This window comes from Achromobacter marplatensis (assembly GCF_002209535.1).
Classification (GTDB): Bacteria; Pseudomonadota; Gammaproteobacteria; order Burkholderiales; family Burkholderiaceae_B; genus Achromobacter; species Achromobacter marplatensis.
The window spans coordinates 409,222-434,250 of sequence record NZ_NJIG01000007.1 but is presented as its reverse complement, the minus strand read 5'-3'; the positions used below and the strand labels follow the sequence as shown (position 1 = coordinate 434,250).

Annotated in this window: 20 protein-coding genes; 6 read left to right on the top strand and 14 right to left on the bottom strand. The window is 62.6% G+C overall.

Annotated features, from left to right (window positions below):
• The first annotated feature begins 102 nt into the window (after positions 1–102).
• A complete protein-coding gene (locus tag CEY09_RS19380) occupies positions 103–996 on the top strand; it encodes a LysR substrate-binding domain-containing protein (RefSeq protein ID WP_006227957.1) in 894 nt (297 codons plus the stop codon).
• On the opposite strand, the gene CEY09_RS19375 is transcribed toward CEY09_RS19380, so the two are convergent.
• The 8 genes from CEY09_RS19375 to CEY09_RS19340 form a co-directional block, all read right to left on the bottom strand.
• Positions 990–1,994 (bottom strand): asparaginase, encoded by a 1,005-nt coding sequence (locus CEY09_RS19375; protein WP_088589900.1) that lies wholly within the window; start codon positions 1,992–1,994, stop codon positions 990–992. The genes CEY09_RS19380 and CEY09_RS19375 overlap by 7 nt on opposite strands.
• Positions 1,987–2,910: a ParB/RepB/Spo0J family partition protein gene (locus tag CEY09_RS19370; RefSeq protein ID WP_006227955.1), complete on the bottom strand. Its 924-nt coding sequence runs from the start codon at positions 2,908–2,910 to the stop codon at positions 1,987–1,989. The genes CEY09_RS19375 and CEY09_RS19370 overlap by 8 nt, the downstream gene beginning before the upstream one ends.
• Before the next feature lie 43 nt (positions 2,911–2,953).
• Positions 2,954–3,778 carry a GNAT family N-acetyltransferase gene (locus CEY09_RS19365; RefSeq protein WP_088589899.1) on the bottom strand — a complete coding sequence of 275 codons (825 nt, stop codon included), beginning with the start codon at positions 3,776–3,778 and terminating at the stop codon, positions 2,954–2,956.
• An 8-nt stretch (positions 3,779–3,786) separates the two neighbouring features.
• Positions 3,787–4,587 carry a ParA family protein gene (locus CEY09_RS19360; RefSeq protein WP_006227953.1) on the bottom strand — a complete coding sequence of 267 codons (801 nt, stop codon included), beginning with the start codon at positions 4,585–4,587 and terminating at the stop codon, positions 3,787–3,789.
• Positions 4,584–5,297: a 16S rRNA (guanine(527)-N(7))-methyltransferase RsmG gene (gene rsmG / locus CEY09_RS19355; RefSeq protein WP_088589898.1), complete on the bottom strand. Its 714-nt coding sequence runs from the start codon at positions 5,295–5,297 to the stop codon at positions 4,584–4,586. Before rsmG ends, CEY09_RS19360 begins: the two co-directional genes overlap by 4 nt.
• Positions 5,294–7,213, bottom strand: coding sequence for a tRNA uridine-5-carboxymethylaminomethyl(34) synthesis enzyme MnmG (gene mnmG, locus CEY09_RS19350; protein WP_088589897.1), 1,920 nt, complete (start codon positions 7,211–7,213; stop codon positions 5,294–5,296). The genes rsmG and mnmG overlap by 4 nt, the downstream gene beginning before the upstream one ends.
• 2,638 nt (positions 7,214–9,851) lie before the next feature.
• Positions 9,852–10,058: a cold-shock protein gene (locus CEY09_RS19345; protein ID WP_006216596.1), complete on the bottom strand. Its 207-nt coding sequence runs from the start codon at positions 10,056–10,058 to the stop codon at positions 9,852–9,854.
• 234 nt (positions 10,059–10,292) lie between these two features.
• On the bottom strand, positions 10,293–11,357 hold the full coding sequence (locus CEY09_RS19340; protein ID WP_088589896.1) for an AbrB family transcriptional regulator: 1,065 nt from the start codon (positions 11,355–11,357) through the stop codon (positions 10,293–10,295).
• 84 nt (positions 11,358–11,441) lie between these two features.
• On the opposite strand from CEY09_RS19340, the gene CEY09_RS19335 reads away from it, so the two are divergent.
• A complete protein-coding gene (locus CEY09_RS19335; protein ID WP_088589895.1) occupies positions 11,442–12,608 on the top strand; it encodes a pyridoxal phosphate-dependent aminotransferase in 1,167 nt (388 codons plus the stop codon).
• Between the two features lie 128 nt (positions 12,609–12,736).
• Here the strand turns inward: CEY09_RS19335 and CEY09_RS19330 are convergent, their stop codons facing one another.
• The 5 genes from CEY09_RS19330 to CEY09_RS19310 form a co-directional block, all read right to left on the bottom strand.
• Positions 12,737–14,263: a tripartite tricarboxylate transporter permease gene (locus CEY09_RS19330; protein WP_088589894.1), complete on the bottom strand. Its 1,527-nt coding sequence runs from the start codon at positions 14,261–14,263 to the stop codon at positions 12,737–12,739.
• Positions 14,260–14,697: a tripartite tricarboxylate transporter TctB family protein gene (locus tag CEY09_RS19325; RefSeq protein WP_006227190.1), complete on the bottom strand. Its 438-nt coding sequence runs from the start codon at positions 14,695–14,697 to the stop codon at positions 14,260–14,262. Before CEY09_RS19325 ends, CEY09_RS19330 begins: the two co-directional genes overlap by 4 nt.
• Positions 14,698–14,815: 118 nt before the next feature.
• Complete coding sequence (locus tag CEY09_RS19320; RefSeq protein WP_234818348.1) at positions 14,816–15,790, bottom strand: Bug family tripartite tricarboxylate transporter substrate binding protein; 975 nt, start codon at positions 15,788–15,790, stop codon at positions 14,816–14,818.
• 139 nt (positions 15,791–15,929) lie between these two features.
• Positions 15,930–17,414 carry a sensor histidine kinase gene (locus CEY09_RS19315; protein WP_377785529.1) on the bottom strand — a complete coding sequence of 495 codons (1,485 nt, stop codon included), beginning with the start codon at positions 17,412–17,414 and terminating at the stop codon, positions 15,930–15,932.
• Positions 17,404–18,081, bottom strand: a complete 678-nt coding sequence (locus tag CEY09_RS19310) for a response regulator (RefSeq protein WP_088589892.1) — start codon at positions 18,079–18,081, stop codon at positions 17,404–17,406. The genes CEY09_RS19315 and CEY09_RS19310 overlap by 11 nt, the downstream gene beginning before the upstream one ends.
• Before the next feature lie 489 nt (positions 18,082–18,570).
• Here CEY09_RS19310 and CEY09_RS19305 point away from each other — a divergent pair, with 489 nt between their 5' ends.
• Positions 18,571–19,947, top strand: coding sequence for a ClcB-like voltage-gated chloride channel protein (locus tag CEY09_RS19305; protein WP_088589891.1), 1,377 nt, complete (start codon positions 18,571–18,573; stop codon positions 19,945–19,947).
• 110 nt (positions 19,948–20,057) lie between these two features.
• Here the strand turns inward: CEY09_RS19305 and mnmE are convergent, their stop codons facing one another.
• Positions 20,058–21,410 carry a tRNA uridine-5-carboxymethylaminomethyl(34) synthesis GTPase MnmE gene (gene mnmE / locus CEY09_RS19300; RefSeq protein ID WP_006228054.1) on the bottom strand — a complete coding sequence of 451 codons (1,353 nt, stop codon included), beginning with the start codon at positions 21,408–21,410 and terminating at the stop codon, positions 20,058–20,060.
• Between the two features lie 116 nt (positions 21,411–21,526).
• Here mnmE and CEY09_RS19295 point away from each other — a divergent pair, with 116 nt between their 5' ends.
• The 3 genes from CEY09_RS19295 to CEY09_RS19285 are packed head-to-tail and all read left to right on the top strand — an operon-like array spanning position 21,527 to position 25,027.
• On the top strand, positions 21,527–23,113 hold the full coding sequence (locus CEY09_RS19295) for an ABC transporter substrate-binding protein (RefSeq protein ID WP_035214317.1): 1,587 nt from the start codon (positions 21,527–21,529) through the stop codon (positions 23,111–23,113).
• A 22-nt stretch (positions 23,114–23,135) separates the two neighbouring features.
• Positions 23,136–24,110: an ABC transporter permease gene (locus CEY09_RS19290; protein ID WP_006228056.1), complete on the top strand. Its 975-nt coding sequence runs from the start codon at positions 23,136–23,138 to the stop codon at positions 24,108–24,110.
• Positions 24,107–25,027 carry an ABC transporter permease gene (locus CEY09_RS19285; RefSeq protein ID WP_088589890.1) on the top strand — a complete coding sequence of 307 codons (921 nt, stop codon included), beginning with the start codon at positions 24,107–24,109 and terminating at the stop codon, positions 25,025–25,027. Before CEY09_RS19290 ends, CEY09_RS19285 begins: the two co-directional genes overlap by 4 nt.
• Positions 25,028–25,029 lie beyond the last annotated feature (2 nt).

The following is a 25,029-nucleotide window of genomic DNA, read 5'->3' as shown; positions in this document are numbered from 1 at the left end:
TGTTTCATGAGTTATTGCACTTACTGTATCGCCCGCATCCCGCGCCAACAATTTAAATTGCCTTAACATTCCATTAGCAACGCTAATACTTTAGAGCCCGCCATGCGCAATCTGGATCTGGATCTTCTTCGCACGCTGACGGCCATCGCCCAGCACGACACCTTTTCCGAAGCCGCCAACCGGCTGCACAAGACACAGTCGGCCATCACGCAGCAGATGCAGCGGCTGGAATCCACCATCGGCCTGCCTCTCTTCGAAAAGCAGGGGCGCAACAAGGTGCTGTCGTCGCACGGGCGCCGGCTGGTGGAGTACGCGCGCCACATGCTGGCCATCAACGACGAGGCGCTGCGCGCCCTGCAGGACGGCCCGCTTGAGGGGGACCTGCGACTGGGTGCGCCGCTGGACGTAGCGGACACCATCCTGCCCACCCTGCTGACGCACATCGCGCGCTCAGCGCCGCGCGTGAAGCTGGAGATCCGCGTGGACCGCAGCCCCTTCCTGATGGATGCGTTGCGCGCCGGTGAAATCGACCTGACGATCTCCACGCGCTTCGACCAGGACTTTGAAGGCGTCGCGCTGCGCACCTCCCCCACCGTCTGGCTGGCCTCGGCCGACTACGTGCATGACGTGCACGCGCCGGTGCCGCTGGTGCTGGCCGACGAGCCCAGCATCTTCCGCCGGCTGGCCCTGAACGCGTTGGAGCAGGCGCGCGTGCGGTGGCACACCAACTATGTGGCGCCGAATCTGGTGGGGATCAAAGCCGCGCTGCGCGCCGGGCTGGGCGTGACGGCCCGCAGCGTGGAACTGCTGGGGCCGGAAATGCGGGTGCTGGGGGAAAAGGAAGGGCTGCCGCCCTTGCCGGACGTAACCTACTTCCTGTGGATAAGGCGTGATCTGATCAATCCGCTGACGCGGCAGGTCTACGATATGCTGCGGGCAAACCTCGGTCTGGCGCAGCAAGGCGACGCGGCAAGCGCGCCGCCGCGCGATCAGTAGCGGTCGAAGATCGCCTGCAGGGCAGCCGGATCGCGCGTGACGGACAGGCCCAGCATCAGCAGGATGCGCGCCTTTTGCGGATTCAGGTCGCCTGCGGCGATGAAGCCCAGGCTGGCGTCGTCCAGTTCCACGTCGCGGGCCACGAATCCGCTGCCCGTGCGGCTGGCGCGCACGACGGCCGTGCCGTCGGTGACCGCCCGGCTCAGGGCGTCGATGCCCAGATCGGTGGCGTTGCCGTCGCCCACCCCGGCCAGCACGATGCCGTCAGCCACATCGGCCAGGAAATCGATCAGGTCCGCCTGCAGGTTGGCATGGGCGTAGACGACATCCACGCGCGGCCAGCCGGCCTTCTCCAATAATGCGAGTGAAAACTCGCTTTGTGTGGTGTGCGTGGTGGTGTTGCGCGAATAGAAGCACGGCTCGCCGCCATGCATGACGCCGGCGCGGCCGCGATTGGGCGATGCGAAGGCGCACAGGCCCGCGCTGGCGATCTTCTGGATCTCGCGTGCGTAATGCACGTCTTCGTTCATGACGACGAGCGGCCCGCGGCCGCGCGCGTCGGGATGGCGCGCCAGCGCCACCGCGTTGTACAGGTTGGCCGGGCCTTCGGCGCCCAGCGCCGTGGCCGGACGCATCGCACCCACCAGCACGACGGGTTTGTCGTGCTGAATCACCAGGCTCAGGAAGTACGCGGTTTCTTCAAGCGTATCCGTGCCGTGGGTGATGACGATGCCGGCCACCGAGGCGTCCTGGCACAGCGTGTCCACGCGTTCGGCCAGCGCGCGCCAGACGTCGTGCGTCATGTTCTGGCTGCCGACGTTGGCGACCTGCTCGGCGCGGATCTCGGCAATGCCGGCCAGCTGCGGTACCGCCGCCAACAGATCGTTGACGGAGAACGAACCGGCTTTGTAGCCCGCCGAGGTCGCGTCCGCCTGCGCACCTGCGATGGTGCCGCCGGTGGCCAGCACCGCGACGACCGGCAGCGCGTGCTCAGGCATCCACGACTCCGGACAGGCCTTGACGTTCCAGCAGCGAATTCAGGTGTTCCCAGCCGTGGAAGTCGATGACGATCTGGCCCTTTTCCTTGGCGCCCACTTTCAGGGCGACCCGCGTGCCCAAGTGATCGGACAGGGCCTCTTCCAGGCGCGTCAGGTCGCGCGAGACGCCGTTGGCCTTCTTGCGGGGCGATGCCGCGGATTCGGTTTCCTTGGCGGTCTTCGCGACAAGCTTTTCGGCCTCGCGCACCGACAGGCGGCGCGCGATGATCTGGTTGGCCAGCTGGATCTGCGTGGCGGCATCGACCGCCAGCAATGCGCGGGCATGGCCCATGTCGACGTCGCCGGCCAGCAGCATCGTCTGCACGGGCGCCGCCAGGTTCAGCAGGCGCAGCAGGTTGCTGGTGGCGGAACGCGAGCGGCCGATCGCTTGCGCGGCCTGCTCGTGCGTCAGGCCGAATTCGTCCAGCAGGCGGCGCACGCCGTGCGCCTCTTCCAGCGGGTTCAGGTCTTCACGCTGGATGTTTTCGATCAGCGCCATGACGGCCGCGTTTTCGTCGGCCACGTCGCGCACAAGCACCGGCACTTCCTTCAAGCCGGCCAGCTGGGCGGCGCGAAAGCGTCGTTCGCCTGCGATGATCTCGTAATTGCCGGGCGCGGTTTCGCCCAGCGCGCGCACAAGAATGGGTTGCATGATGCCTTGCGTGCGGATCGACTCGGCCAGCTCACCCAAGGCGCCCTCGTCCATGCGCGTGCGCGGCTGATACTTGCCGGCGCGCATCTTCGAGATGGGCAAGGTGGATGGCGGACCCTCGGGCTTGGCCGCGACGGCCTTGCCGATGTTGTCGATCGCCGGCGCGTCTGCGCCCAGCAAGGCGTCCAGTCCGCGACCCAATCCCTTGGGTTTCTTGGTGGCCATAGTTAAATCCTCTTTCCTTCTGTTTTTGTATCCCGAGCCAGGCTCAGGCGTCCGTCTGCTCGGCGGGCAGACGGTACCAATACGCGTAACAGTCTTTGAAACCGTAGCGGCCATACAGGGCCCGCGCGGCTGTATTCTCCGGCTCGACCTGCAGGTACGCCGTCGTGGCGCCGCCGGCGGCGCCTTCGGTCAATAGGTAATCCACCAGGGCGTCGGCGTAGCCTTTACGCCGTTGCCCCGGGTCGGTAACGATGTCGAACAGGCCCACGAGGTCATCGTCGCGGACGGCCAGGCCCGCGGCAACACACTGACCCGCCGCGTCCAATGCGAGCACCGGCAGCTTATCCACAGCCAGTCCTTGCAGACGCGCTTCATGTTCCCCGATATGCCCGGGCGCCGAGCCACGCATGGCCCCGACCGCCTGCGCGAAGCGGCCGGTGTCGACTTTCCTGAAATGCAGGCCGCCCCGGACGCTGGGCCTGGGGGCGAGCGACATGCTCATGACTCGGGTCTCACCGGTAAAGGTATAGCCGCGGGCCTCCAGTTCGGCGTCCAGCGAAAAATCTGGGCCGATGGAGGTAATGCGCAGCACCATGGGCAAGCCATGGCGCGCATACAACGAAGAACAATACGCCAGCCGCTCGTCCAGCGGACGTGTGGATAACCCCAGCACATTGACGCTGCGCACACGCTTGGCTTCCGAGTGCGCAAAGCGCACCAGCCAACCATCATAGAGCACCTGCGCGCCGACCGCCGTCGCGTTCAGCGCGGCCTCTTCCAGCCGCGCGCGCAGGCTGTCGCGCACGTCGGCAGGCGGCGTGCGGGGGACATGCGTTGCGGTCGGGGAAAAGAGCGCTGCGACAGACATGGCAAGGCTTACTTCAGATCTTTCCTGACGCGCTCGATCATTTCGGCGCCGAACGAGATATAGGCCTGCGCGCCGCGTGACGCTCGGTCATACACGACGCCCGGCATGCCGTAACTGGGTGCTTCGGCAAGGCGCACGTTGCGCGGCACGACGGTCTTGAAGACCTTGTCGCCGAAGTGGGCCTCGAGCTGCGCGGACACTTGCTGTTGCAACGTCATGCGCGGGTCGAACATCACGCGCAGCAAGCCGATGACGCGCAAGTCGTCATTGATATTGCGATGGACGCGCTTGATGGTGTTGACGAGATCGGACAAACCTTCCAGCGCGAAGTACTCGCACTGCATCGGAATGATGACGCCGTGGGCGGCGGCCAGTCCGTTGAGCGTCAGCAAGGACAGCGTCGGCGGGCAATCGATCAGCACGAAATCGTATTGGCCGGCAACCGTGTCCAGCGCGGCCTTCAATTGGCGTTCGCGCTCGTCCATTTGCACGAGATCGATCTCGGCGCCGGACAGCTCGCGGTTGGCGGGCAGCACGTCATAGCCGCCGGATTCCGACTTCACGCGAGCCTGCTCGATGGTGGCCTCGCCGATCAGCACCTGGTACAGGTTCGATTCCAGCGCATTCTTGTCGATGCCGCTGCCCATCGTGGCGTTGCCTTGAGGGTCCAGGTCCACCAGCAGCACGCGCTGATTGTGCGTGGCAAGGCCCGCCGCCAGATTGATGGCGGTCGTCGTCTTGCCCACACCACCCTTTTGGTTGGCGATGCAGAAGACGCGGGCGGTTGTGCTGGGGGGTAAGTTCTTCATAGGGTTCCTTGACTGCGTCCTTCACCGCGCTCTTCGCCGCGGCGCATCCAGATCAGGCAGCGTTCTGCTTGCAGCTCCGGTACCCGGAGCGGCTGAATATGGTCGACTTGCCATTCCCCGCGCGCATGCAGCGCCTGAATCTCTTCATCGGGGACCTTGCCCTTCATGGCGACGAGGGTACCATCGATGCGCACGTGGCGACCCGCGAGCTGCGCAAAATCGTCCAGCGACGCGAAGGCGCGGGACGTGACGATGTCGCACTCGGCCGGCTCCAGCGTTTCGATGCGCGCATGGCGCGCCTGCAGGTTGGGCAAAGCCAGCGCGCCACTCATCTGGCGCACGAATGCGGTTTTCTTTTCAACGGCGTCGATGCACGTCACCGACCACATGGGCCGCATGATCGCGAGAACGACGCCAGGCAGGCCGCCACCCGAGCCGACGTCGTAGACCTTGGCAGGAGCGCCAGCGGCGCCCAGCGCCTCGCTGAACGGCCCCACGGCGGCCAGGCTGTCGAACAGATGCTGGATCAGCATCTGCTGGGGATCGCGGATGGCGGTGAGGTTGTAGGTCCGGTTCCAGCGCTGCATCTGGGACAGGTAGTTCAGCAGCTTGTCGTGCGCGGCGGCATCGGCAGGCAGCCCCAGCTGCTCGCATGCGCGAGAGAGGCGGCCGGCCATGTCAGCGCCGGCCTGATCGATACGGGCGGTCATGCGGCTTGCTTGCGCGAGCCGTAGTGCAGGCGCTTGAGGTGGATCAGCAGCAACGAGATTGCAGCGGGGGTCACGCCGGAGATGCGTGCGGCCTGGCCGACGGTCTCCGGGCGATGCGTCTTCAATTTCTGGCGCACTTCAAACGAGAGGCTGGTCACGGCGTCGTAGTCCACATCCGCGGGGATGGGCTGTTGCTCGTGCGAAATCTGCTTTTGGACTTCGTCCTGCTGGCGCGCGATATAGCCGGCGTACTTCACCTGGATCTCAACCTGCTCGGCCAAGACCTCGTCTTCCACCACGCCCGGGCCGGCCAGCAGCGAGCCGTCGGCATTACGCGTGGCCATCAATGCTTCATAGGAAACATTCGGGCGTTTCAGCAGGTCAGCTAGTGAGTACTCACGTTCAATTGCCTTGCCCAGCAGCGGTTCCGCGATCTCGGCCGGCAGAATCCGCGGATTGACCCACGAAGACTTCAGGCGTTCGACTTCCGTCGCCACCGCGTCGCGCTTGCGGTTGAACGCGTCCCAGCGTGCGTCGTCGACGATGCCCAGCTGGCGGCCGACTTCGGTCAGGCGCAGATCGGCGTTGTCTTCGCGCAGGCTCAGGCGGTATTCGGCGCGCGAGGTGAACATGCGATAGGGCTCGGTCACACCTCGGGTGACCAGGTCGTCGACCAGCACGCCCAGATAGGCTTCGTCGCGACGCGGCGTCCACGGATCGCGGCCCAGCGACTGCAGCGCGGCATTGACGCCAGCCAGCAAGCCTTGAGCGGCGGCTTCTTCGTATCCCGTCGTGCCGTTGATCTGGCCGGCAAAGAACAGGCCGGCAATCGCCTTGGTTTCGAGCGTGCTCTTCAATCCACGTGGATCGAAGTAGTCGTACTCGATGGCATAGCCCGGGCGCATGATGTGCGCGTTTTCCAAGCCCCGCAGGGAATGGATCAAGTCCAGCTGCACATCGAAAGGCAAGCTGGTGGACACGCCGTTGGGATAGACCTCGTGCGTATCCAGGCCTTCCGGTTCCAGGAACACCTGATGGGATTCCTTGTCGGCAAAGCGATGGATCTTGTCTTCGATGGACGGGCAGTAGCGCGGCCCCACCCCTTCGATGACGCCGCTGTACATCGGCGAACGGTCCAGGCCGCCGCGGATGATGTCGTGCGTGCGGGCGTTGGTGTGCGTGATCCAGCACGGCAACTGGCGCGGGTGCATGGCCACGTTACCCATGTACGAAAACACGGGGATGGGATCGAGATCGCCGGGTTGCTCTTCCAGAATGCTGTAGTTGATCGAGCGTCCGTCGATGCGCGGCGGGGTGCCGGTCTTCAGGCGGCCTTGCGGAAGCTTCAGTTCCTTCAGGCGCTGCCCCAGCGAGATCGCCGGAGGATCGCCGGCGCGGCCACCCGAATAATTCTGCAGGCCCACGTGGATCAAGCCATTCAGGAACGTGCCGGCGGTCAGCACCACCGTCCGGGCACGAAACTTCAGGCCTACCTGGGTTACCGCGCCAACGACGCGGTCGCCTTCCACCATCAGATCTTCGACCGCTTGCTGGAACAGCCACAAGTTTGGCTGGTTCTCGAGGCGGCCCCGGATCGCCTGACGGTAAAGCACGCGGTCGGCTTGAGCGCGGGTAGCGCGAACCGCCGGGCCTTTCGAGCCGTTCAGGATACGGAACTGAATCCCGGCTTCGTCCGTTGCCAAAGCCATTGCGCCACCCAGGGCGTCGACTTCTTTGACAAGGTGGCCCTTGCCGATCCCACCGATGGAGGGATTGCAAGACATTTGGCCAAGGGTCTCGATGTTGTGCGTCAGCAGCAGCGTCTGGGCGCCAGCGCGGGCCGCAGCCAGTGCCGCTTCAGTGCCGGCGTGGCCGCCACCGACGACGATGACATCGAATTCGCGGGGATAGTCCATGATGGGGAGGGGAGATAAGAGAGCGTTCGGTGCTCATTATAGAGGCAGGGGTGGCATGTTTCACGTGAAACATGGATAGGGGTGCAGATGACCTTCCTGCCCTGCCCGCTTCGCGTCGGAATTTGGCAACGAAGGTCCAGGGTACGGGGCGAATATGTCGGCATCTGCCGGTGTTTTTGCGTGTCATGTTTCACGTGGAACAGACTGGAGCGTGGAGTCGTCGGGTGGCCATTTTGTGCGCTTCGCTGCTTCTTGGCATGCGCATGTTTCACGTGGAACATCCTGCGCCTGAGTTCTACCTCCGCTTGAGCGGTAGAGCAGGGATCCACAAGCGCCCTCCTCCGTACACGACGCGAAAATCGGAATCTGCCGACTATTAGTGCGAAATCCGATCAGCGGCACCTGGTGTGGTCGATGGCGAAATAGAGCGTCGCGAACAGCGAGGTTTACTCCCTACGGGATGTTCCACGTGAAACGTCGCACCCTTTTAATCGCTCAGCCCCTAAACTCAACCCGACTGGAACGGTTGATCCCAGGCCGTCCGTACCGGGCTAGGTGCCTGCCAGGAACAAATGTTCCACGTGGAACATCCCGATGGCAGCTAGGATTGCAAACGAAGCGCGAGCCCATCCCCGTGTCTATCGGCGATATGTTCCACGTGAAACGCTGCGCAAATCCGCCAGGGGGACCCGCATCCCTCTCTTACGAGCATGACGAGTAATGTTTCACGTGGAACATTGGCATGGGCCTGACAGTGCCTATGGTGCACGCACCGGATGTTTCACGTGGAACATCCCGTCAGTGCCCCGCGACTCTACGATTCGCCCGCCTCGAAGCGACCGTTACTCCACGTTCGAGCATACTGTTCCACGTGAAACATGTCCCGCATGTCGTTCGTGAAACACGCCAAAGATCCGTATTGAGCACGTTCCACGTGAAACACACCAAATTTAGGGACACGGATGTCGAGTCTCGCGGCCAGAAATCTGTTCCTCTCTCTTCATGATTTACTGAATGCGGACGACTCGGCTCTAAGAAACACGGCAAATGCGGAAACTTTAAGAACCCGAAGACAGGTAAAAAAAACGATTTTCCAACCCCTACCCTACCCCTTGACGGAAATATCGCTAATTTTTTCCGTTCCACGTGAAAGGCCCGCCAGCGTTTAAGTTCGTCGAGCATCCAGGATCGACTCGGAGCGCACACAAGCCAGCAATCAACGCCCGGCAATCATTGCGCGGCACCCGCCGAAATATTCCAAGCTTGCACACGCTCGTGTTTATTCACAGCATGCAGTGGATATCTTGGTGAAGACCAAAACGCCGTGATTTTCTCCGGCCAGAAGCGCTTTCAAGTTATCAACATCCGACCGTCATCCACGCTAGGCCGTACGTCCGAATTCACGTGGAACAACTTTGGGGATAACTCAGAAAACCGGCATCAACGGCCGGGCAAGAATGCCGCGAAAATAAGTCCTCAGGCTAATCGCCCAGATCTTCGAAAACCCACAAATATCCAACGCGTCTCATAGGAGAAAAGCGCCTGACGTCCAATTCCGTGGTCATCTGAAAGGGACTAGGCGGTGCCACTTTCAAGCACTGCAGAGATCGCCAAAAAGGCGTGGAAAACTTTGTGGATAAGATTCGACTATCGGGTCCATAACCCTTACTTAATCACCCCAAAACCCGGCCCGCCGATCAAGGGAACTCCCACGCCTTCGGCCAGTCAAATTGCCGCGATTCACGATGCGGCGGTTTATCAACATAGTTATCCCGCATCGTCTGCGCCCATCGTGACCCGCGTAGTTACCGCAGCACATCGCCTATGCCACACCGGGACCATTGACACCACAACTATCTTGCTCGAGCCCGTGGCGGCGCGCCATCATCCATTTGGCTGAGGCGGCAGATTCCATGTGAATCCCTGTGGAAAACTTGATATCCGGTTTTCAAGAGCGAATTCCACCGAAACGGAATCGGGAAACCCTTTCGCGAGCGACGACGAAGCTCGATAGGTCCGGAACGAACCGCAACTTTAAAGCGGCCCAAATCGTCCGTCGAATAATCGCTATCCCCATTTCTATCCACAGGCAAACATCCCTCGATTTGGACAAATCAAGGGGTGCATCTGTGCATAACCGGCATGGGGATATCTTTGTGAACAACCATCGGATTCGGGCCCCAAAAAGGCTGAGGCCGCCGCCATCCGATAATCGGCATGCTCGCCTATCTGGCTGGGGAGTGGCCTGAAAAATCGCTTGAAAGGCCCGTATTCCCTGGGAAAGAGCCCTGTTTCACGTAGAGCGGTCGCGCTCGGTTCCTGCTGGCCACCGTCAATTTAGCCAGTTTGAATTGCCCCCCCGCAAAACTGAAAATCTGTGCAAAACCTTGCACGCCAAGACGCGCGTGCTTCATTACTGCGCACCGAAATTCAAATTCCCAAAAATAATTATCCACAGACTTATCCAAGGCTGGAGGATATGTTAGTGAACACTAACTATCGTGCCTGTGCGGGCCGAAAACGGAAGCGATGACAACGGAAAAATTCCGGCCCAAATGAAACAACGCCCCAGACTCGGAAGTCTTGGGGCGTTGTAGCCAGGTCGGACCTGGCGGACGGGAAATTGGGATTTCCCGATTTAGAGCGGGCGAATTTCGGCCGCTTGAGGTCCTTTCGGACCATCCTTAACTTCGAATTCGACTTCCTGCCCTTCGTTCAGGCTGCGATAGCCGCGGCCTTGGATGGCGGAAAAGTGTGCGAAAACGTCGGTGCCACCAACGTCCGGCGTAATGAAACCGTAACCCTTGTCAGCGTTGAACCACTTAACTTTGCCCTTCTGAGCCATTTTTTCTAGCGTCCTGTAATTGAATCGAATTGCAATGAATCAAGGACGCCGTGAGAACTGAACGACCGGTAGAAATACCTGCGTTGCTGCTGCGTTCCCGCTCATCGCCAAGCAACAGAACGAGTCCGCGCGCTGCTTGAATCAACTGCGGAATCAGCATACTCACCCCCCATTACCCGCTCATATTGTTGTTTACCCCAATGTCGCTTTTTTCTGACTGGAAGCGAAGTCCCGTTAGGCGGAATTTGCCTGCCTGCGCGCCAGAAACGCGTAGATCGGACCGGTGACGATCACGACGAACACCATGCGCGTGACATGGAAAGCGGTGACCACGGGCACGCCCAACTGCAACACCTTCGCGGTGATCGCCATCTCGGCGATACCGCCCGGCGTCGTCCCCAGGATCAACGTCGGTACAGGCGCCACCGACCAGTACGACAGCAGCGCGCCAAGCCCGAACGCCAACGCCAATGCAACGACCGTGAATGTCGCCACCACGGCGATAAAGCGAGGCGCGGCGCGAAAGAAATCCGGCCGGTAACGGTCGCCCAGCGACCAGCCGATGAACAGCTGTCCGACCTTCGGCACGTAGTCCGGCAAGGCCGAAAGTTCCACGCCCGAAGTGGTCAGAAGCATCGCCACCAGCATCGGGCCCAACACCCAGGGATTCGGCAGGCGCAGCTTCATGAAGAAAAGGCCGCCGATGCAGGTCAGGGCCACCAACGCGGCAAGTCCTGCGCCATCCACGGTCTTCGGGCCCGGCACCGTGGGGTCCAGCCCCGCCACGCCCCACCATTGGAAGATGAACGGCACCGTCACCACCACCAGCAGCACGCGCACACTGTGCGCCGTGGCAACGCGATCAATCCGCGCGCCATGCCGTTCCGCCAGGCTGGCCATTTCGCTGGCGCCGCCAATGGCCGACGAAAACCAGGCCGTCTTGAAATCGGCGTCCGTGAAGCGGCGCAGCATCGCGGTGCCCATGAAGGCCAGCGCCAGCGCGAACAGCATCCCCACGATGATGGGCCCGGCGTTGGCGCCTATATGACCCAGCACCTGCGGCGTGAAGTACAGCCCCAACGACGTGCCGATCACCCACTGACCGCCATTGCGCGCGGGCCTGGGGCAGACCGTGCCCAACCCCGCGATCCGTGTGGCCGCCGTCACCAGCAACGCGCCCAACATCCACGGCAGGGGCATGTGCGCCCATACCGCCAGCAAGGCACCTGCCAACGCAATAGACAAACCACCCAGCACCCTCAACAACATGTTTTGACCCACGATCCCATCCACGTGCATAGCTAATACGAAAAACGAATTATGAGTTAGTGGGATACTTACGAAAACTTTCTTTGCCTACCAGCGTTCATCCTCGCGTCCACCATGATCCGATCCAAACTTCCCGACGTCGGCACCACCATCTTCACCGTGATGAGCCGCCTGGCCATCGAACACAAGGCCATCAACCTGGGCCAGGGCTTTCCGGACTTCGATCCGGATCCCGCGCTGTGCGCGCTGGTGACCCGCGCAATGGCCGAGGGCCATAATCAGTATCCGTACATGCCTGGCGTGGCGCCGCTGCGCGAAGCCATCGCCGCCAAGACGCGCGAACTGTACGGCCATGCCTACGACCCCGAAACCGAAATCACCGTCACCAGCGGCGCCACCGAAGCGCTGATGGCCACGGTGCTGGCCGCGGTGAACAGCGGCGACGAAGTGGTCGTCATCGAACCCTGCTACGACTCCTATCTGCCGGCCATCCGCCTGGCAGGCGGCACGGCGGTGCCTGTACCGCTGCGCGCCCCCACCGAAGCCGACCCCTACTACCGCATCGACTGGCAGCGTGTGCGCGACGCCATCACGTCCAAGACGCGACTGCTGATGCTGAACTTCCCGCATAACCCCACCGGTGCCGTGCTTGATGAAAGCGACCTGGACGCGCTGGAAGCCATCGTGCGCGACACCGGCGTGCTGCTGGTGTCCGACGAGGTCTATGAACACATCGTCTTCGACGGCAAGCCGCATGCCAGCGTGGCGCGCCGCCCCCTGCTGGCCGAACACGCCTTCGTGATCTCGTCCTTCGGCAAGACCTATCACACCACCGGTTGGAAGATCGGCTATTGCTGCGCCCCCCGCCAGTTGAGCGCCGAGCTGCGCAAGGTGCACCAATTCATGGTGTTCACCGTGCCCTCGCCCATGCAGTTCGCGTTGGCCGAATTCATGCGCGATCCCAAACCTTACCTGGACCTGCCGGCGTTCTATCAGGCCAAGCGCGACCGCCTGTCGCAAGGGCTGGCCAAGACGCGCTTCCGTCCGTTGCCCAGCCCCGGCACGTTCTTCCTGCTGGCCGACTACAGCCAGATATCCAAGCAGAACGAAGCCGACTTCGCGCGCGACCTGACCGTCAACCATGGCGTGACCGTGATTCCCGTGTCGGCCTTCTACCGCCAGCCCGACGCCGCGGAATCCAACCATCGCATCGTGCGCTTCTGCTTCGCGAAGAAAGACGCGACGCTGGACGCCGCGCTGGAGCGCTTGGCGCAGGTCTAGCACCCAAGAACAGAATATGAGTATTTACTCATATAAATAAAAAAAGGGGCGCCGCAAAGCGCCCCTTGCAATTTCCGGCCAAGCCACTTGTGGGCAGCAGACCTTTCGGCCCGCCCCTCACCGCAGCGTCAAGCCGGACCAGCGGCAACCTTCCTGGCGCGGCGCACCCGGCGCATCAACTGCGGCACCACCACCACCGCCGCGGCGCCTATCCACATCGACACCGACACCGGGCTTGCGAACAACACACCCACATCGCCATCAGTCATCGACAACGCACGGCGCAAGTTCTGCTCCATCATGTTGCCCAAGACCACGCCCAGCACCAGCGGCGCCATCGGCACGCCGAACTTGCGCAGGAAGTAGCCCAGCGCGCCGATGCCGGCCACCAGCAACAGGTCGAACGTACCCGCGTTGATGGCGTAGACGCCGATGTAGCTGATGCACAGGATGCCAGGCACCATCAACCAGCCCGGAACTGACAGCACCTTCGAGAAGAATCGAACCAGCGGCACGTTCATGATGAACAGCAGCACGTTGGCGACAAAGAGCGATGCGATCAAACCCCACACCAGCTCCGGCTTGGTTTCAAACAGCACCGGGCCCGGCGTGATGTTGTAGAGCGTCAGCGCGCCCATCATGACCGCAGTGGTGCCCGAACCCGGCACGCCCAGCGTCAGCATGGGCACGAAAGAACCGATGGCCGATGCGGTGGCGGCGGCTTCCGGCGCGACCAGTCCGCGCATGTCGCCCTTGCCGAACTTGGCGTTCGGATCCTTGGCCTCGATGATGCGCTTTTCCTGCGAGTACGCGACAGCCGCGGCCACGCTGGCGCCCGCGCCCGGCAGCACGCCCACGCCGAAACCCACCAACGCGCTGCGCACCACGCTCCACCACGTGAACGCCATCTCTTTCAGGTTGAAGAGCTTGCGGCCGCTGGGCTTGACCTCGACGCTGTGGCCCGCCATCACTTTTTCCAGCATCTCCAGCATTTCGCTGACCGCGAACAACGCGATCACCACCACCACGAAATCGATACCGTCGGCCAGGTGCACCGATTCGAACGTATAGCGGTATACGCCCGAGTTCGCGTCCACCCCGACCACCGAGATCGACAACCCGATCATCGCGGCCAGAACGCCCTTGACGGGCTGCTTGCCCAGCAGGCTGGTCAGGCAGCAGAACGCGAAGATCATCAGCACGAAGTATTCGGCGGGGCCAAAGGCCAGCGCCCATTTGGCCAGCAGCGGCGCAAGCAGGATGATGCCCACCACCGACACGATGGCGCCGAAGAACGCCGACCACGCCGACAGCGACAAGGCCACGTTCGCCAGGCCCTGGCGCGCCAGCGGGTAGCCGTCCAGCGTCGTCATGATGGCGCTGGCCTCGCCCGGCACGTTCAGCAGGATGGCCGTGATGCGGCCGCCATACTCGGCGCCCACGTAGACGGCCGCCAGCAGGATCAGCGCCGTCTCCGGCGGCAGGTTCATCGCGAAGGCGATCGGGATCAGCATCGCGACCCCGTTCACGGGACCCAGGCCCGGCAAAACGCCGACCATGGTGCCGATGAACGAGCCGATCATGGCCACCAGGATGTTCGTCAGCGAAAAGGCAACGCCAAAGCCGATCGACAGATGATCGAGAATGCTGCTCATATCAGGACCTCCAACAGTCCGCCCGGCAGGACCACGTCCAGCACCTTGTCGAACAGCACGAAAAAGAAAAGGCTCATGACGACGCCGCCGATGGCGCACTTCACCCAGCCGCCGCCGAACAGGCGGCCGACGAACACCGTCATCAACGATGTCGCGATCACGAAACCCAGCCACTGGAACAGGAAGGCGTAGGCCACGGTAAACGCCATCATCAGCGCGATGCGACCGTTGGCGCCCGGCGGGTTGGCTTCGACCGCATGGCCGCCCTTGTAGACCAGCCACAGGCCGCACAGGCCGATGATGCCGGCCAGCAGCAGGGGAAAGGCGCGCGGGCCCACGGGTTCGTAGGCGAAGGGGGCTTCGATGCCCCACCCCGCCGCCGTCATGAAGGCGGCCAGCGCCAGCGCGCCTACGCCCAGGATTCGATCATTCATGATCCGTCTTCCGTTGTGGTGGGACCGCGCGGCGCAACCGTCCCCGCCGCCGCTCGGCGCAAGCCGGCGGCAGGGGTGCCCGGGCGGGCGCGATCGGGAGGAAAGCCTTGCGGCCGGCTTACTTCTTGACCAGGCCGAAGGAATCGGCCAGTTCGCCGTAGACCTTCACCTGGTTCTTCACGTAGGCATCCAGTTCAGGTCCCGTCTTGTTGAACGGGAACAGGCCCTGTTGCTGGCGCAGCTTGTCGAACTCGGGCGAGGCGGTGGCGGTGTTGAACGCCTTGACCCAGAACAGGTAGTCGTTGTCGGACACCTTCGGGCCCACATAGAAGCCGCGGATGATCGGCCAGACGATGTCGTAGCCCTGCTCCTTGGCGGTGGGCACGGTGCCCAGCTTGCCCGGCAGGCGCTGATCGTTGAACACGGCCAGCACGCGAATGGGCGCGCCGCCTTCCAGCATGGTGAAGGCTTCCGCCGCATCGCCCATGTAGGCCTGGATATGGCCGCCGCGCAATGCGGTGACGGCTTCGCCGCCGCCTTCAAACGCCACGAAACGCATCTTCTTGAAATCCACGCCGGCGGCCTTGGCAGTCAGCGCGGCCTTCATCCAGTCCTGGCTGCCCACGGTGCCGCCGGCGCCCAGCACGATCTTGGTCGGATCCTGCTTGAAGGCGTCCATCAGGCTCTTCAGGTCGGTATAGGGGGAATCGTTGCGCACCACGGCCACGCCGTAGTCGGTGCCGATGGCGGCCAGCCAGCGCACGTCGTCGACGTTGTACTTGCCGAACTTGCCCTGGGCCAGGTTCAAGAGCGACCCGCCCGAGAACGCGACGATGGTGCCGGGTTCGTTGGGATGCTGGGCGACGATGTTGTTGTAGGCCACGGCGCCGATGCCGCCGGGCATGTAGACGATGCGCATGGTGCTCTTGAGCGCCCCGCTTTGCTTGAGCCCCTCGGTGGCCAGGCGGCAGGTCAGGTCGAAACCGCCGCCGGGCTGGGCCGGCGCGATGCATTCCGGGCGGCGCGGCTCGTCGGCCGCGTGGGCGGCGCCCAGGGAAAGGGTAATCGCGCCAAGCGCCGCCAAGGCGGCCATGCGCAGCTTCAGGCTGGTCTGCATTCTTGCGTCTCCGAGTTTTATAGGTCTTGGTCTGGCTGGGTCGCCGCGCGGCGTGGTGACGCCTGATCGGGCCCAGCGGACGCTACCGTACAAAACCGAAGCTTTCCAACACCTTTCAAAATCGGCCGTTTTCGTGATGCGGCGCAGCATCCGGCATGGGTTCAAGGGAAAACACCAACGCCGCCCGCAGCCCGGGCAAGGGGGCGCGGTTCTCCAGGACCAGCCTGGCCCCCAGGATATCGGCGATGGTGCCCACGATGGCCAGCCCCAGGCCTGCGCCGGGCTTGTTCTTGCCTGCCGCGCCTCGCCGAAAGCGGACGCAGGCCCGGGCGATGTCCTCGGCCGACATGCCGGGACCGTCGTCTTCAACGATCAGGCGGGCCAGGCCGTCGCCTGCCTGCACGGTCACCGTGACCTCGCCCGCCGGCGAGGCGTAGCGGATGGCGTTGTCGACCAGGTTGGTGGCGGCTTCGCGCAGCAACCACTCGGTGCCGCTGACCAGGACCGGGCGAACCGCCGCCTCCAAGCCGATGTCCAGCTGGCGGGCACGGGCGGTGGGCAACAAGCCCCGGATCACCCCGTCGGCCAGGTCCACCAGGTCGACCATTTCGGCGGTAAACCCGCCTTCGGCCAGGGAAGCGTCCTTAGCGCGCGCCAGAGCGAGCATCTGATTGGTGGTGCGCACAGCCCTGTCCAACCCCTCTTGCATCGCCAGAAGGGCTGTACGGACCTCCTGGGGGTCTGTTTCGCGCAAGGCATAGGCCGTCTGGGTCCGCAAAACCGACAACGGGGTGCGCAATTGATGGGAGGCGTCGTCCAGGAACTGGCTCTGCACCCTCGCCTGAGCCGCAAAACGGGCCATGTGGAGGTTTACTGCCGCAACCAGGGGCAGGACCTCACCTGGCATCTCCGACGCGCTGACGGGGCTTAAATCGTCTCCAGAACGCCCTTCCACCTCTTGGCGCAGCCGGACAAGGGGGCGCAGGGCCATGAAAACTCCCAGGATGATCACCAGCACGCTGATGAGGATCACCGCCAGGTCGCGCTCTACCGAGCGCACCAGCACCTTGTGCAGGAAGGCCTGCCGGCTTTCCAGGCCCTCGGCGACCTGCACGATAACGCGTCCCCCTTTATTCGCGTACAGCGGGGGATCCATCGGGCGCGCCAGCGCCGCAACCCTGACGGGCGCCCCTTGATAGGTTGCGTAGAAAAAGCGCGGTTCGCCAGACACAAGCGGTTGGTCCGGCATGGGCAGCTCCGGATGCCCGATTTCCGCCAGCCCGTCCTCGGTGGCCACTCGGTAGAACACACTGCCATTGGCCGTCAGCTCGAAAAATTCCAGCATCAGGTAGGGCTGTTCCATGGCTAATCCACCGCTGGCTGTGGATATGTTGTGGTCGATCGCGCGAAGCGCGCCGGAGAGCGAGCGGTCGTACGCAATGTCGACCTGGTTGCGCAGCTGGTGGTTCGACAGCCACAGCGCAGCCATCATCACGAATACCAGGGTGGGGATCAGCCACCAGAGCAACTGCGTTTTCAGCGTCCGATTACGTTTTTTTGCGGTGAAAAAAGCGATTTTTTTTGGACTTCTAGTTGTCAACAAGGTTCTCCAGGCAGTAGCCCATGCCTCGCATGGTCACGATCTGCACACCGGTTTCCGCCAATTTTTTGCGCAAACGGTGAACCAGGACCTCGATGGCTTCCAGGTTGATGTCCGCATCGTCGGTCAGGATGCGGTCAAGGATCTGCTGCTTGTTGATGGGTTCGCCACTTTTCTGGATCAACACCCGAAGTACCGCGTGTTCACGTGGGGATAACTGCAAAGTCTGTCCCGAGACCGTGAATTTTTGCGCTGCAGACTCGAAAACCAGGTTTCCCAGAGCCAAACGCGGATGTTCGCGTCCACGGCTACGCCGAATCAGTGCGATCAAACGCGCTTCCAACTCTTCCACAACAAACGGTTTCGGCAGGAAATCGTCCGCTCCCTGGTGAAGTGTTCCGATTCTTTCGGCTAGTGAATCGCGCGCGGTCAAGACCAGGACCGGCGTACGGTCGTCTCGCGCGCGAATCTTCGCCAGCAAAGTGTGGCCATCCATGCCGGGAAGTCCCAAATCGAGGATGACCGCATCGAATTCTTCGATTGCCAACCTTCTTTCGGCGACAAGTCCGTCGTCAGCCCATTCAACGACAAAGCCCGCATGTCTGGCCAGGCTTCTGGAAAGCCAACGGGCAAGTTCGGCTTCGTCTTCTATCAGGAGGATGCGCATGGACGGAGTCCGGGGGGGAGTGGCTGGACGGAATGGGAAAGCATGTTTGGCTTTTCCTTTATTTCTCTTTATATAAAGACTAATGATTAATAAGGCCTGTGGATAACTACCTTAACCTTGAAAACCTCATTCTTTTCATCAGCTTGCAGCCGTTTTTGCCTGTGCAAGAACTCTGTGTGGGAAAAAAGTTGAAGTTGGACAACATTTCGGCCACCCCCAAAAACCCCCGCTTGTTCAACTTGCCTCCACACAATGTGCACAACCTGGCTACTTAGGAGTTATCCACAGGGCGATTTCTGGAAACGGGGTGGGAAAGCGGCACTTTTACCCCGAAAAAACGCCTGTTGCCTACCCGGTTTTTTGCCCTTGCAGAGGCCCAAAAACGCCCTCTGAGGCGTTCGCGAAACCAGGGATTCGAGGGGCCGTCACCGGGCTTTCTTGACAGGGGACTGAACAAAAAGTGAGCAACTTCCGCCGTAGAATCCGGCCATGGCTACAGAAATCAGAATCAGGAAATTGGGCTGGGCGAAGGGCTTGAGAAGCCGTTTGTTGGCCGACAACCTGCCCGCAACCTTGTGCGCGGCGGCACTGATGGGACTGTTCGGCGCGCTGGCGACGGTGGTGTTCCGGGAACTGCTGGGATGGACACAAATGTTGCTGGCCGGGGAAGACGTTCCCCACGGCATGGTGTCGTTGGCCCGTGGCCTGGACCCCTGGCAGCGTTTGCTGATGCCCGCTGTTGGCGGTGCGATAGCCGGCGTTGTGCTGCAAATGGCTGCAAGATGGCTGCCGAAACGGGGCGCGGCAGACTATATGGAAGCGATATCGGTCGGCCGGGGCGTCATCGGCCTGCGCCAGACGCTTGCGCGCAGCCTGTCGTCCATTTTTTCCATCAGCTCGGGCGCCTCCATTGGCCGGGAAGGCCCGATGGTGCAGTTGGCGGCCATGTTTTCCTCGCTGACCGGGCGATTCCTGCTGTTGCCGCCCCGCCATTTGCGGCTATTGGTGGCCTGCGGGGCCACGGCGGGCATCACATCCGCCTATAACGCGCCGATCGCGGGCGCGCTGTTCATCTCGGAAATCGTCTTTGGCGTGATTTCGTCGGCCACGCTGGTGCCGCTGGTGGTGTCATCGGTGGTGGCCAACATCGTCACGCGCCAGATCCTGCACTACGACGCGGTGTTCCATATGCCGCACTTCGAATTCGTGTCCGGTTGGGAAGTCGTGAACTACCTGGGGCTGGGCGTGGCCGCCGGCCTGGTCGCGCCGCAATTCCTGCGTTTCCTGGATGTGTCGCGCGCTGCCTTTTCCCGGCTGCCCCTCCCCCTTTGGATCCGCATGGCGCTGGGGGGATTGGTCGTCGGTGCGCTGTCGGTGCTGAACCCCGAGGTCTGGGGCAACGGCTATAGCGTCGTCAACAGCTTGCTGCACAACCCGTGGGCATGGCAGGCGGTGGCCGCCATCCTGCTGATGAAGATCCTGGCCACGGGCGCAAGCGTCGGGTCGGGGGCGGTGGGCGGCGTGTTCACGCCGACGCTGTTTGTGGGGGCGGCACTGGGCGCGCTTTACGCAAGCGGGCTGCAGGCCGTGCTGCCGGCGGGCGACGTGTCGGCGATTTCCAGCTATGCCGTCGTGGGAATGGGGGCGCTGTTGGCGGCCACGACCTATGCGCCGCTGATGTCGATCCTGATGATTTTCGAGATGACGCTGAGCTATGAAGTGATGCTGCCGCTGATGCTCGCGTGCATCACCGGCTACGTGATCGCGCATCGAATACGACCGGAATCGGTGTATGCGAAATCACTGGCGAACAACCGCCGCGCGCAGCAAGTCGTATCCGAAGGCGATAAAAACAAAAGCGAGTAAAGGCTCGTATTTAATCAGGTTGCGATTATGCACGCGATGTACGGCCTACAGGCATCTGCTACGATCCGTTAAATACGGCCACGTCGTCGGGCGTGGCGGGCCGTATCACCTTATTTTCCGATGCAGAAGCTGGAAAAAATTTCGCCCAGCAGATCGTCGCTGGTGAACTTTCCGGTGATGCTGGACAGGCTGTCATGCGCCAGCCGAAGCTCTTCCGCGAACAGGTCCAGCACCCGGTCGTCCTGGCCGGCGTGTTCGCCCGCAAGTGCCAGATGTTCGGCCGCGTCCTGCAGGGCATGCAGGTGGCGTTCGCGCGCCAGCCAGGGCGATTCGGCGCCCGGGTTCCAGCCCGCGATGTTCAGCAGTTCAGCGCGCAGCGCGTCCAGGCCTGCGCCGCGCTTGGCGGAAATACCCAGTTCGCCCGGCGCCGGCGTGAAAGCTGTGGATAACAGGTCCACCTTGTTGAACACTTTCAGCACCGGCGTGCGCGGCGGCAGGCGCGCGGTGATCTGCGCGTCCAGTTCGTCGCCCGGTTGGGTGGCGTCCTGCAAGTGCAGGATGACGTCGGCGCGTTCGATTTCTTGCCAGGTGCGGGCAATGCCGATGCTTTCGACGGTGTCTTCGGTTTCCCGAAGGCCGGCCGTGTCCACAATATGCAGCGGTACGCCGTCGATATGGATTTCCTGCACCACTTTGTCGCGTGTCGTGCCCGCAATCGGCGTGACGATGGCGATATCGTCGCCCGCCAGCGCGTTGAGCAGGCTGGATTTTCCGACGTTGGGCTGGCCGGCCAGCACCACGTGCAGGCCCTCGCGCAGGATGACGCCCTGGCGCGCTTGCGCGATCAGGTTGGACAGGTCCGCCGTCAGCGCATCCAGCGTCGGCCGGGCCTGGTATTTCTCAAGGAAGTCGATTTCTTCTTCGGGGAAATCCAGCGTCGCTTCGACCAGCATCCGCAGATGGATGATGCGGTCGGACAGGTCGTTCACGCGCGCCGAAAATTCGCCCGACAACGAGGCGACAGCGCCGCGCGCGGCAGCCACCGACGAGGCTTCGATCAGGTCCGCGACGGCTTCGGCCTGGGCCAGGTCCATCCGGTCATTCAGGAAGGCGCGGCGTGTGAATTCGCCGGGTTCGGCCAGGCGCAAGCCCAGGTCGCGGCCGGCGGCAAGGCAGCTATCGAGCACGCGGCGCAACACGGCCGGGCCGCCGTGGCCTTGCAATTCCAGCACGTCTTCGCCGGTATAGGAATGGGGGGCGCGGAAGTAGATCGCGATGCCTTCGTCCAGCAGTTCGCCGTCCACCGATTTGAACGGCAGGTAGTGCGCGTGGCGTGGCGTGAGTTCGCGCTGGAACAGGCGGCGCACCAATTCGGACAGGTCCGCACCAGAAACGCGCACGACGCCGATGCCGCCTCGTCCGGGGGCGGTGGCAATGGCGGTAATGGGGGAGTAAGCGGACATATCTGAACGGGGGGAGATGCGAGAACAATAGGGGAATATAACTGTTGCGCGGCTCCTTGTTTGCTGGTTAATGTGCCCCAGAGGTTCAAAACCCGAAACAACTCTGGGAGATCACGATGGCATCTCGGTTTTCGCGTGTCTTGGCCTGCGGCTCAGCCGCGGTGATGTTGGCCTTTGGCACATTCAGTTCCGCAATGGCTCGCGATCTGGTGATCGCCCTGAAGACCGAGCCCTCATCGATGGATCCGCAGTATCACGCGCTGACGCCGAATACGCAGATCTCCCAAACCATATTCGATACGCTGGTCGCCACCGACGCGCAACTGAAGCCGCAGCCCGGGCTGGCGGAATCGTGGACCGTGGACGGCAAGGTCTGGACGTTCAAGCTGCGTCCTGGCGTGAAGTTCTCGGATGGCACGCCGTTCACCGCCGAAGACGTTGTGTTCACCTATGACCGCGTGCCCAAGGTGCCGAACAGCCCGTCGCCGTTCACGTTGTATCTGGGTTCAGTAGCGAAGACGGAAGCGGTCGACCCGATGACCGTGCGCATCACCACCAAGGAAGTCGCGCCGAACCTGCTGGTAAACCTGGCGCAGTTGCCCATCATGTCGAAGAAGGCCGCCTCCGGCCCCGCGGCGGAAGGCAAGACCACCACTGAACTGAACAGCGGCGATGGGTTGGTGGGAACCGGCCCGTACAAGTTCGTGTCGTGGAAGCGCGGCGCGGAATTCGTGCTGGCGCGCAATGACAATTACTGGGGCAAGAAGCCCGAGTGGGACCGCGTGGTCTATCGCCCGATCAGCAATGCCGCCGCGCGCGTGGCTGCACTATTGGCCGGCGACGTAGACATGATCGAAGATCCCCCCACCGACGACCTGCCCAAGCTCAAGGGCGACAAGAAGCTGTACGTCGAGGAAACGCCGTCGGTGCGCGTCGTGTACGTGGCGCTGGACCAGTATGCGGAACCTTCGCCCGGCATCCAGGGCACGGACAAGAACCCGATGAAGGACAAGCGGGTGCGTGAAGCGCTGTCGCTGGCCATCAACCGCGACGCGCTGGTCGAACGCGTGATGGGCGGGGTGGCGCTGCCGGCCGGCAACCTGCTGCCCTACCCCATGGTTGGCTCCAGCAAGGAACATTCCAAGGCGCCGAAGGCGGATGTTGAGAAGGCCAAGGCTTTGCTGAAGGAGGCGGGCTATCCCAACGGGTTTTCGATCACGCTGGGTTCCCCTTCGGGCCGCTACGTGAACGATTCGAAAGTGGCGCAGGCCATCGCATCGATGTGGACCCGCATTGGCGTGAAGACCAGCGTGGACGCAATGGCGCCCCCGGTGTTCTTCAAGAACCGCGACAGCTACGCGTTCTCGGCCTATCTGGCCGGCTGGTCGGTGACCAGCGGCGAGATGTCGAACGCGCTGACTTCCCTGCTGGTGACGCGCAATCCGGAAGCTGGCCTGGGTACCACCAACCGCAGCCGCTATTCCAACCCGAAGATGGATGAACTGGTGAAGGAAGCCTCGTCCACGATGGACGATGCCAAGCGCGCCGACCTGCTGGCGAAGGCCAGCAATATCGCCATGGACGATTACGCCATGCTGCCGGTGCACTTCGAGCTGTCGGTCTGGGCCATGAAGGGCGACATCCGTTATCAGGGCCGCCCCGACCAGGTCACGCTTGCGCAGTTTGCAACCCTGAAGAAGTAACGCGCAACGCAGGCGGTCCCTAGTGCTGGCAACAATCGTAAGAAGGCTGCTGCAAACCATCGTCGTCATGCTCGTCATGTCGGCGTTGGTCTTTGCAGGCATCTACATGGTGGGCGATCCGGTGTCGATGCTGGCCAGCCCCGAGGCGACCGAGGCGCAGCGCGCCGCGATCAGCGCATCGCTGGGCCTGGACCAGCCGCTGTGGCGGCAGTACCTGATCTTCATGGGCCAGGCGGTGCGCGGTGATTTCGGCAACAGTTTCCTGACCGGCGAGCCTGCCATGCACCTGATCCTGGAGCGCATGCCGGCCACTGTGGAGCTGGCCTGTGTGGCCATGCTGCTGTCGGTGCTGATCGGCGTGCCGCTGGGCATCCTGGCGGGGCTCAAGCCGCAAGCGCCGGGCTCGCGCGCCATCATGACGGGCTCGGTGCTGGGGTTTTCGCTGCCCAACTTCTGGGTCGGCCTGATGCTGATCATGGTGTTCGCCGTGATACTGGGCTGGGTGCCGGCCGGCGGGCGCGGCAAGACAGTCAGCATCGGTTCGCTGGAGCTGAGCGTCCTGACGCTCAACGGCTGGCTGAGCCTGGCCCTGCCTGCCGCCACCATCGCGTTTGCCAAGTGCGCGATGATCATTCGCGTGACCCGCGCGGCCACGCGCGAGGCGCTGCCCATGGACTACATCAAGTTCGCGCGGGCCAAGGGGTTGTCGGAAAAGCGCGTGCTGGGCGTGCATCTGTTGAAGAACATCCTGATTCCGGTGGTGACCGTCGCCGGGCTGGAATTCGGACAGGTGATGGCGTTTGCCGTCGTGACGGAAACGGTGTTTTCGTGGCCGGGGATGGGCAAGCTGCTGATCGATTCCATCATCAACCTGGATCGTCCGGTGGTGGTCGCGTATCTGCTGCTGATCGTGTTCTTCCTGGTCATGTTGAATCTGGTGGTGGACATCATCTACACGGTGCTGGACCCCCGCGTACGTTTGGATAGCCGCCGATGAACAGCCCTGCCACTGCTGCCGCGCCTGTCGCAGCCATCAAGGAACAGACGCCCTGGCGGCGTTTCGTATCGGATTTCTTCGCCAGCAAACTGGCCACGCTGGGCCTGGTGATGCTTGTCGTGATCGTGGGCGCCGCCTTGCTGGCGCCTTGGATCGCGCCGCAGAATCCGTATGACCTGGCGTCGCTGGATATCATGGATTCCAAGCTCAAGCCGGGCAGCGAAAGCGGCGACGGCTCCATGCACTATCTGCTGGGCACCGACGGGCAAGCGCGCGACCTGTTTTCGGCCATCCTCTATGGCATGCGCACCAGCCTGCTGGTGGCCACCGTGTCGGTGCTGGCGGCGTTTGGCATCGGCGCCACCGTGGGATTGATCGCCGCCTATTTCGGCGGCCGCATCGATGCACTGTTGATGCGGATTGTGGATATCCAGTTGTCGTTTCCCGCCATTCTTGTGGCGCTGATGTTGCTGGCGATTCTGGGCAAGGGTGTGGATAAGGTGATCATCGCGCTGATCGTCGTGCAATGGGCGTATTTCGCCCGTGCGGCGCGCGGCGCGGCGCTGGTGGAGCGCGGCAAGGAATATGTGGAGGCCGCGCGCTGCATGTCCTTGTCTTGGGGGCGCGTGCTGTTTCGCCACGTGTTGCCTAACTGTATGCCGCCGCTCATCGTGATCGCCACGATCGACCTGGCGCACGCGATCGCGCTGGAGGCCACGTTGTCGTTCCTGGGCGTGGGCGTGCCGGTGACCGAGCCGTCGCTGGGCATGCTGATCTACAACGGGTTCGAATACCTGTTGTCGGGCCAGTACTGGATATCGTTCTTTCCCGGCATCGCGTTGGCGCTGGCCATCATCGCCATCAACCTGGTGGGCGACCACTTGCGCGATGTGCTCAACCCGCGCCACGCGAATTGAGG

Excerpts from the sequence above, each read along its gene's own strand:
- CEY09_RS19380 (WP_006227957.1), top strand. The coding sequence starts at position 103 with ATGCGCAATCTGGATCTGGATCTTCTTCGCACGCTGACGGCCATCGCC.
- CEY09_RS19375 (WP_088589900.1), bottom strand. The coding sequence starts at position 1,994 with ATGCCTGAGCACGCGCTGCCGGTCGTCGCGGTGCTGGCCACCGGCGGC.
- CEY09_RS19370 (WP_006227955.1), bottom strand. The coding sequence starts at position 2,910 with ATGGCCACCAAGAAACCCAAGGGATTGGGTCGCGGACTGGACGCCTTG.
- CEY09_RS19365 (WP_088589899.1), bottom strand. The coding sequence starts at position 3,778 with ATGTCTGTCGCAGCGCTCTTTTCCCCGACCGCAACGCATGTCCCCCGC.
- CEY09_RS19360 (WP_006227953.1), bottom strand. The coding sequence starts at position 4,587 with ATGAAGAACTTACCCCCCAGCACAACCGCCCGCGTCTTCTGCATCGCC.
- rsmG (WP_088589898.1), bottom strand. The coding sequence starts at position 5,297 with ATGACCGCCCGTATCGATCAGGCCGGCGCTGACATGGCCGGCCGCCTC.
- mnmG (WP_088589897.1), bottom strand. The coding sequence starts at position 7,213 with ATGGACTATCCCCGCGAATTCGATGTCATCGTCGTCGGTGGCGGCCAC.
- CEY09_RS19345 (WP_006216596.1), bottom strand. The coding sequence starts at position 10,058 with ATGGCTCAGAAGGGCAAAGTTAAGTGGTTCAACGCTGACAAGGGTTAC.
- CEY09_RS19340 (WP_088589896.1), bottom strand. The coding sequence starts at position 11,357 with ATGCACGTGGATGGGATCGTGGGTCAAAACATGTTGTTGAGGGTGCTG.
- CEY09_RS19335 (WP_088589895.1), top strand. The coding sequence starts at position 11,442 with ATGATCCGATCCAAACTTCCCGACGTCGGCACCACCATCTTCACCGTG.
- CEY09_RS19330 (WP_088589894.1), bottom strand. The coding sequence starts at position 14,263 with ATGAGCAGCATTCTCGATCATCTGTCGATCGGCTTTGGCGTTGCCTTT.
- CEY09_RS19325 (WP_006227190.1), bottom strand. The coding sequence starts at position 14,697 with ATGAATGATCGAATCCTGGGCGTAGGCGCGCTGGCGCTGGCCGCCTTC.
- CEY09_RS19320 (WP_234818348.1), bottom strand. The coding sequence starts at position 15,790 with ATGGCCGCCTTGGCGGCGCTTGGCGCGATTACCCTTTCCCTGGGCGCC.
- CEY09_RS19310 (WP_088589892.1), bottom strand. The coding sequence starts at position 18,081 with ATGCGCATCCTCCTGATAGAAGACGAAGCCGAACTTGCCCGTTGGCTT.
- CEY09_RS19305 (WP_088589891.1), top strand. The coding sequence starts at position 18,571 with ATGGCTACAGAAATCAGAATCAGGAAATTGGGCTGGGCGAAGGGCTTG.
- mnmE (WP_006228054.1), bottom strand. The coding sequence starts at position 21,410 with ATGTCCGCTTACTCCCCCATTACCGCCATTGCCACCGCCCCCGGACGA.
- CEY09_RS19295 (WP_035214317.1), top strand. The coding sequence starts at position 21,527 with ATGGCATCTCGGTTTTCGCGTGTCTTGGCCTGCGGCTCAGCCGCGGTG.
- CEY09_RS19285 (WP_088589890.1), top strand. The coding sequence starts at position 24,107 with ATGAACAGCCCTGCCACTGCTGCCGCGCCTGTCGCAGCCATCAAGGAA.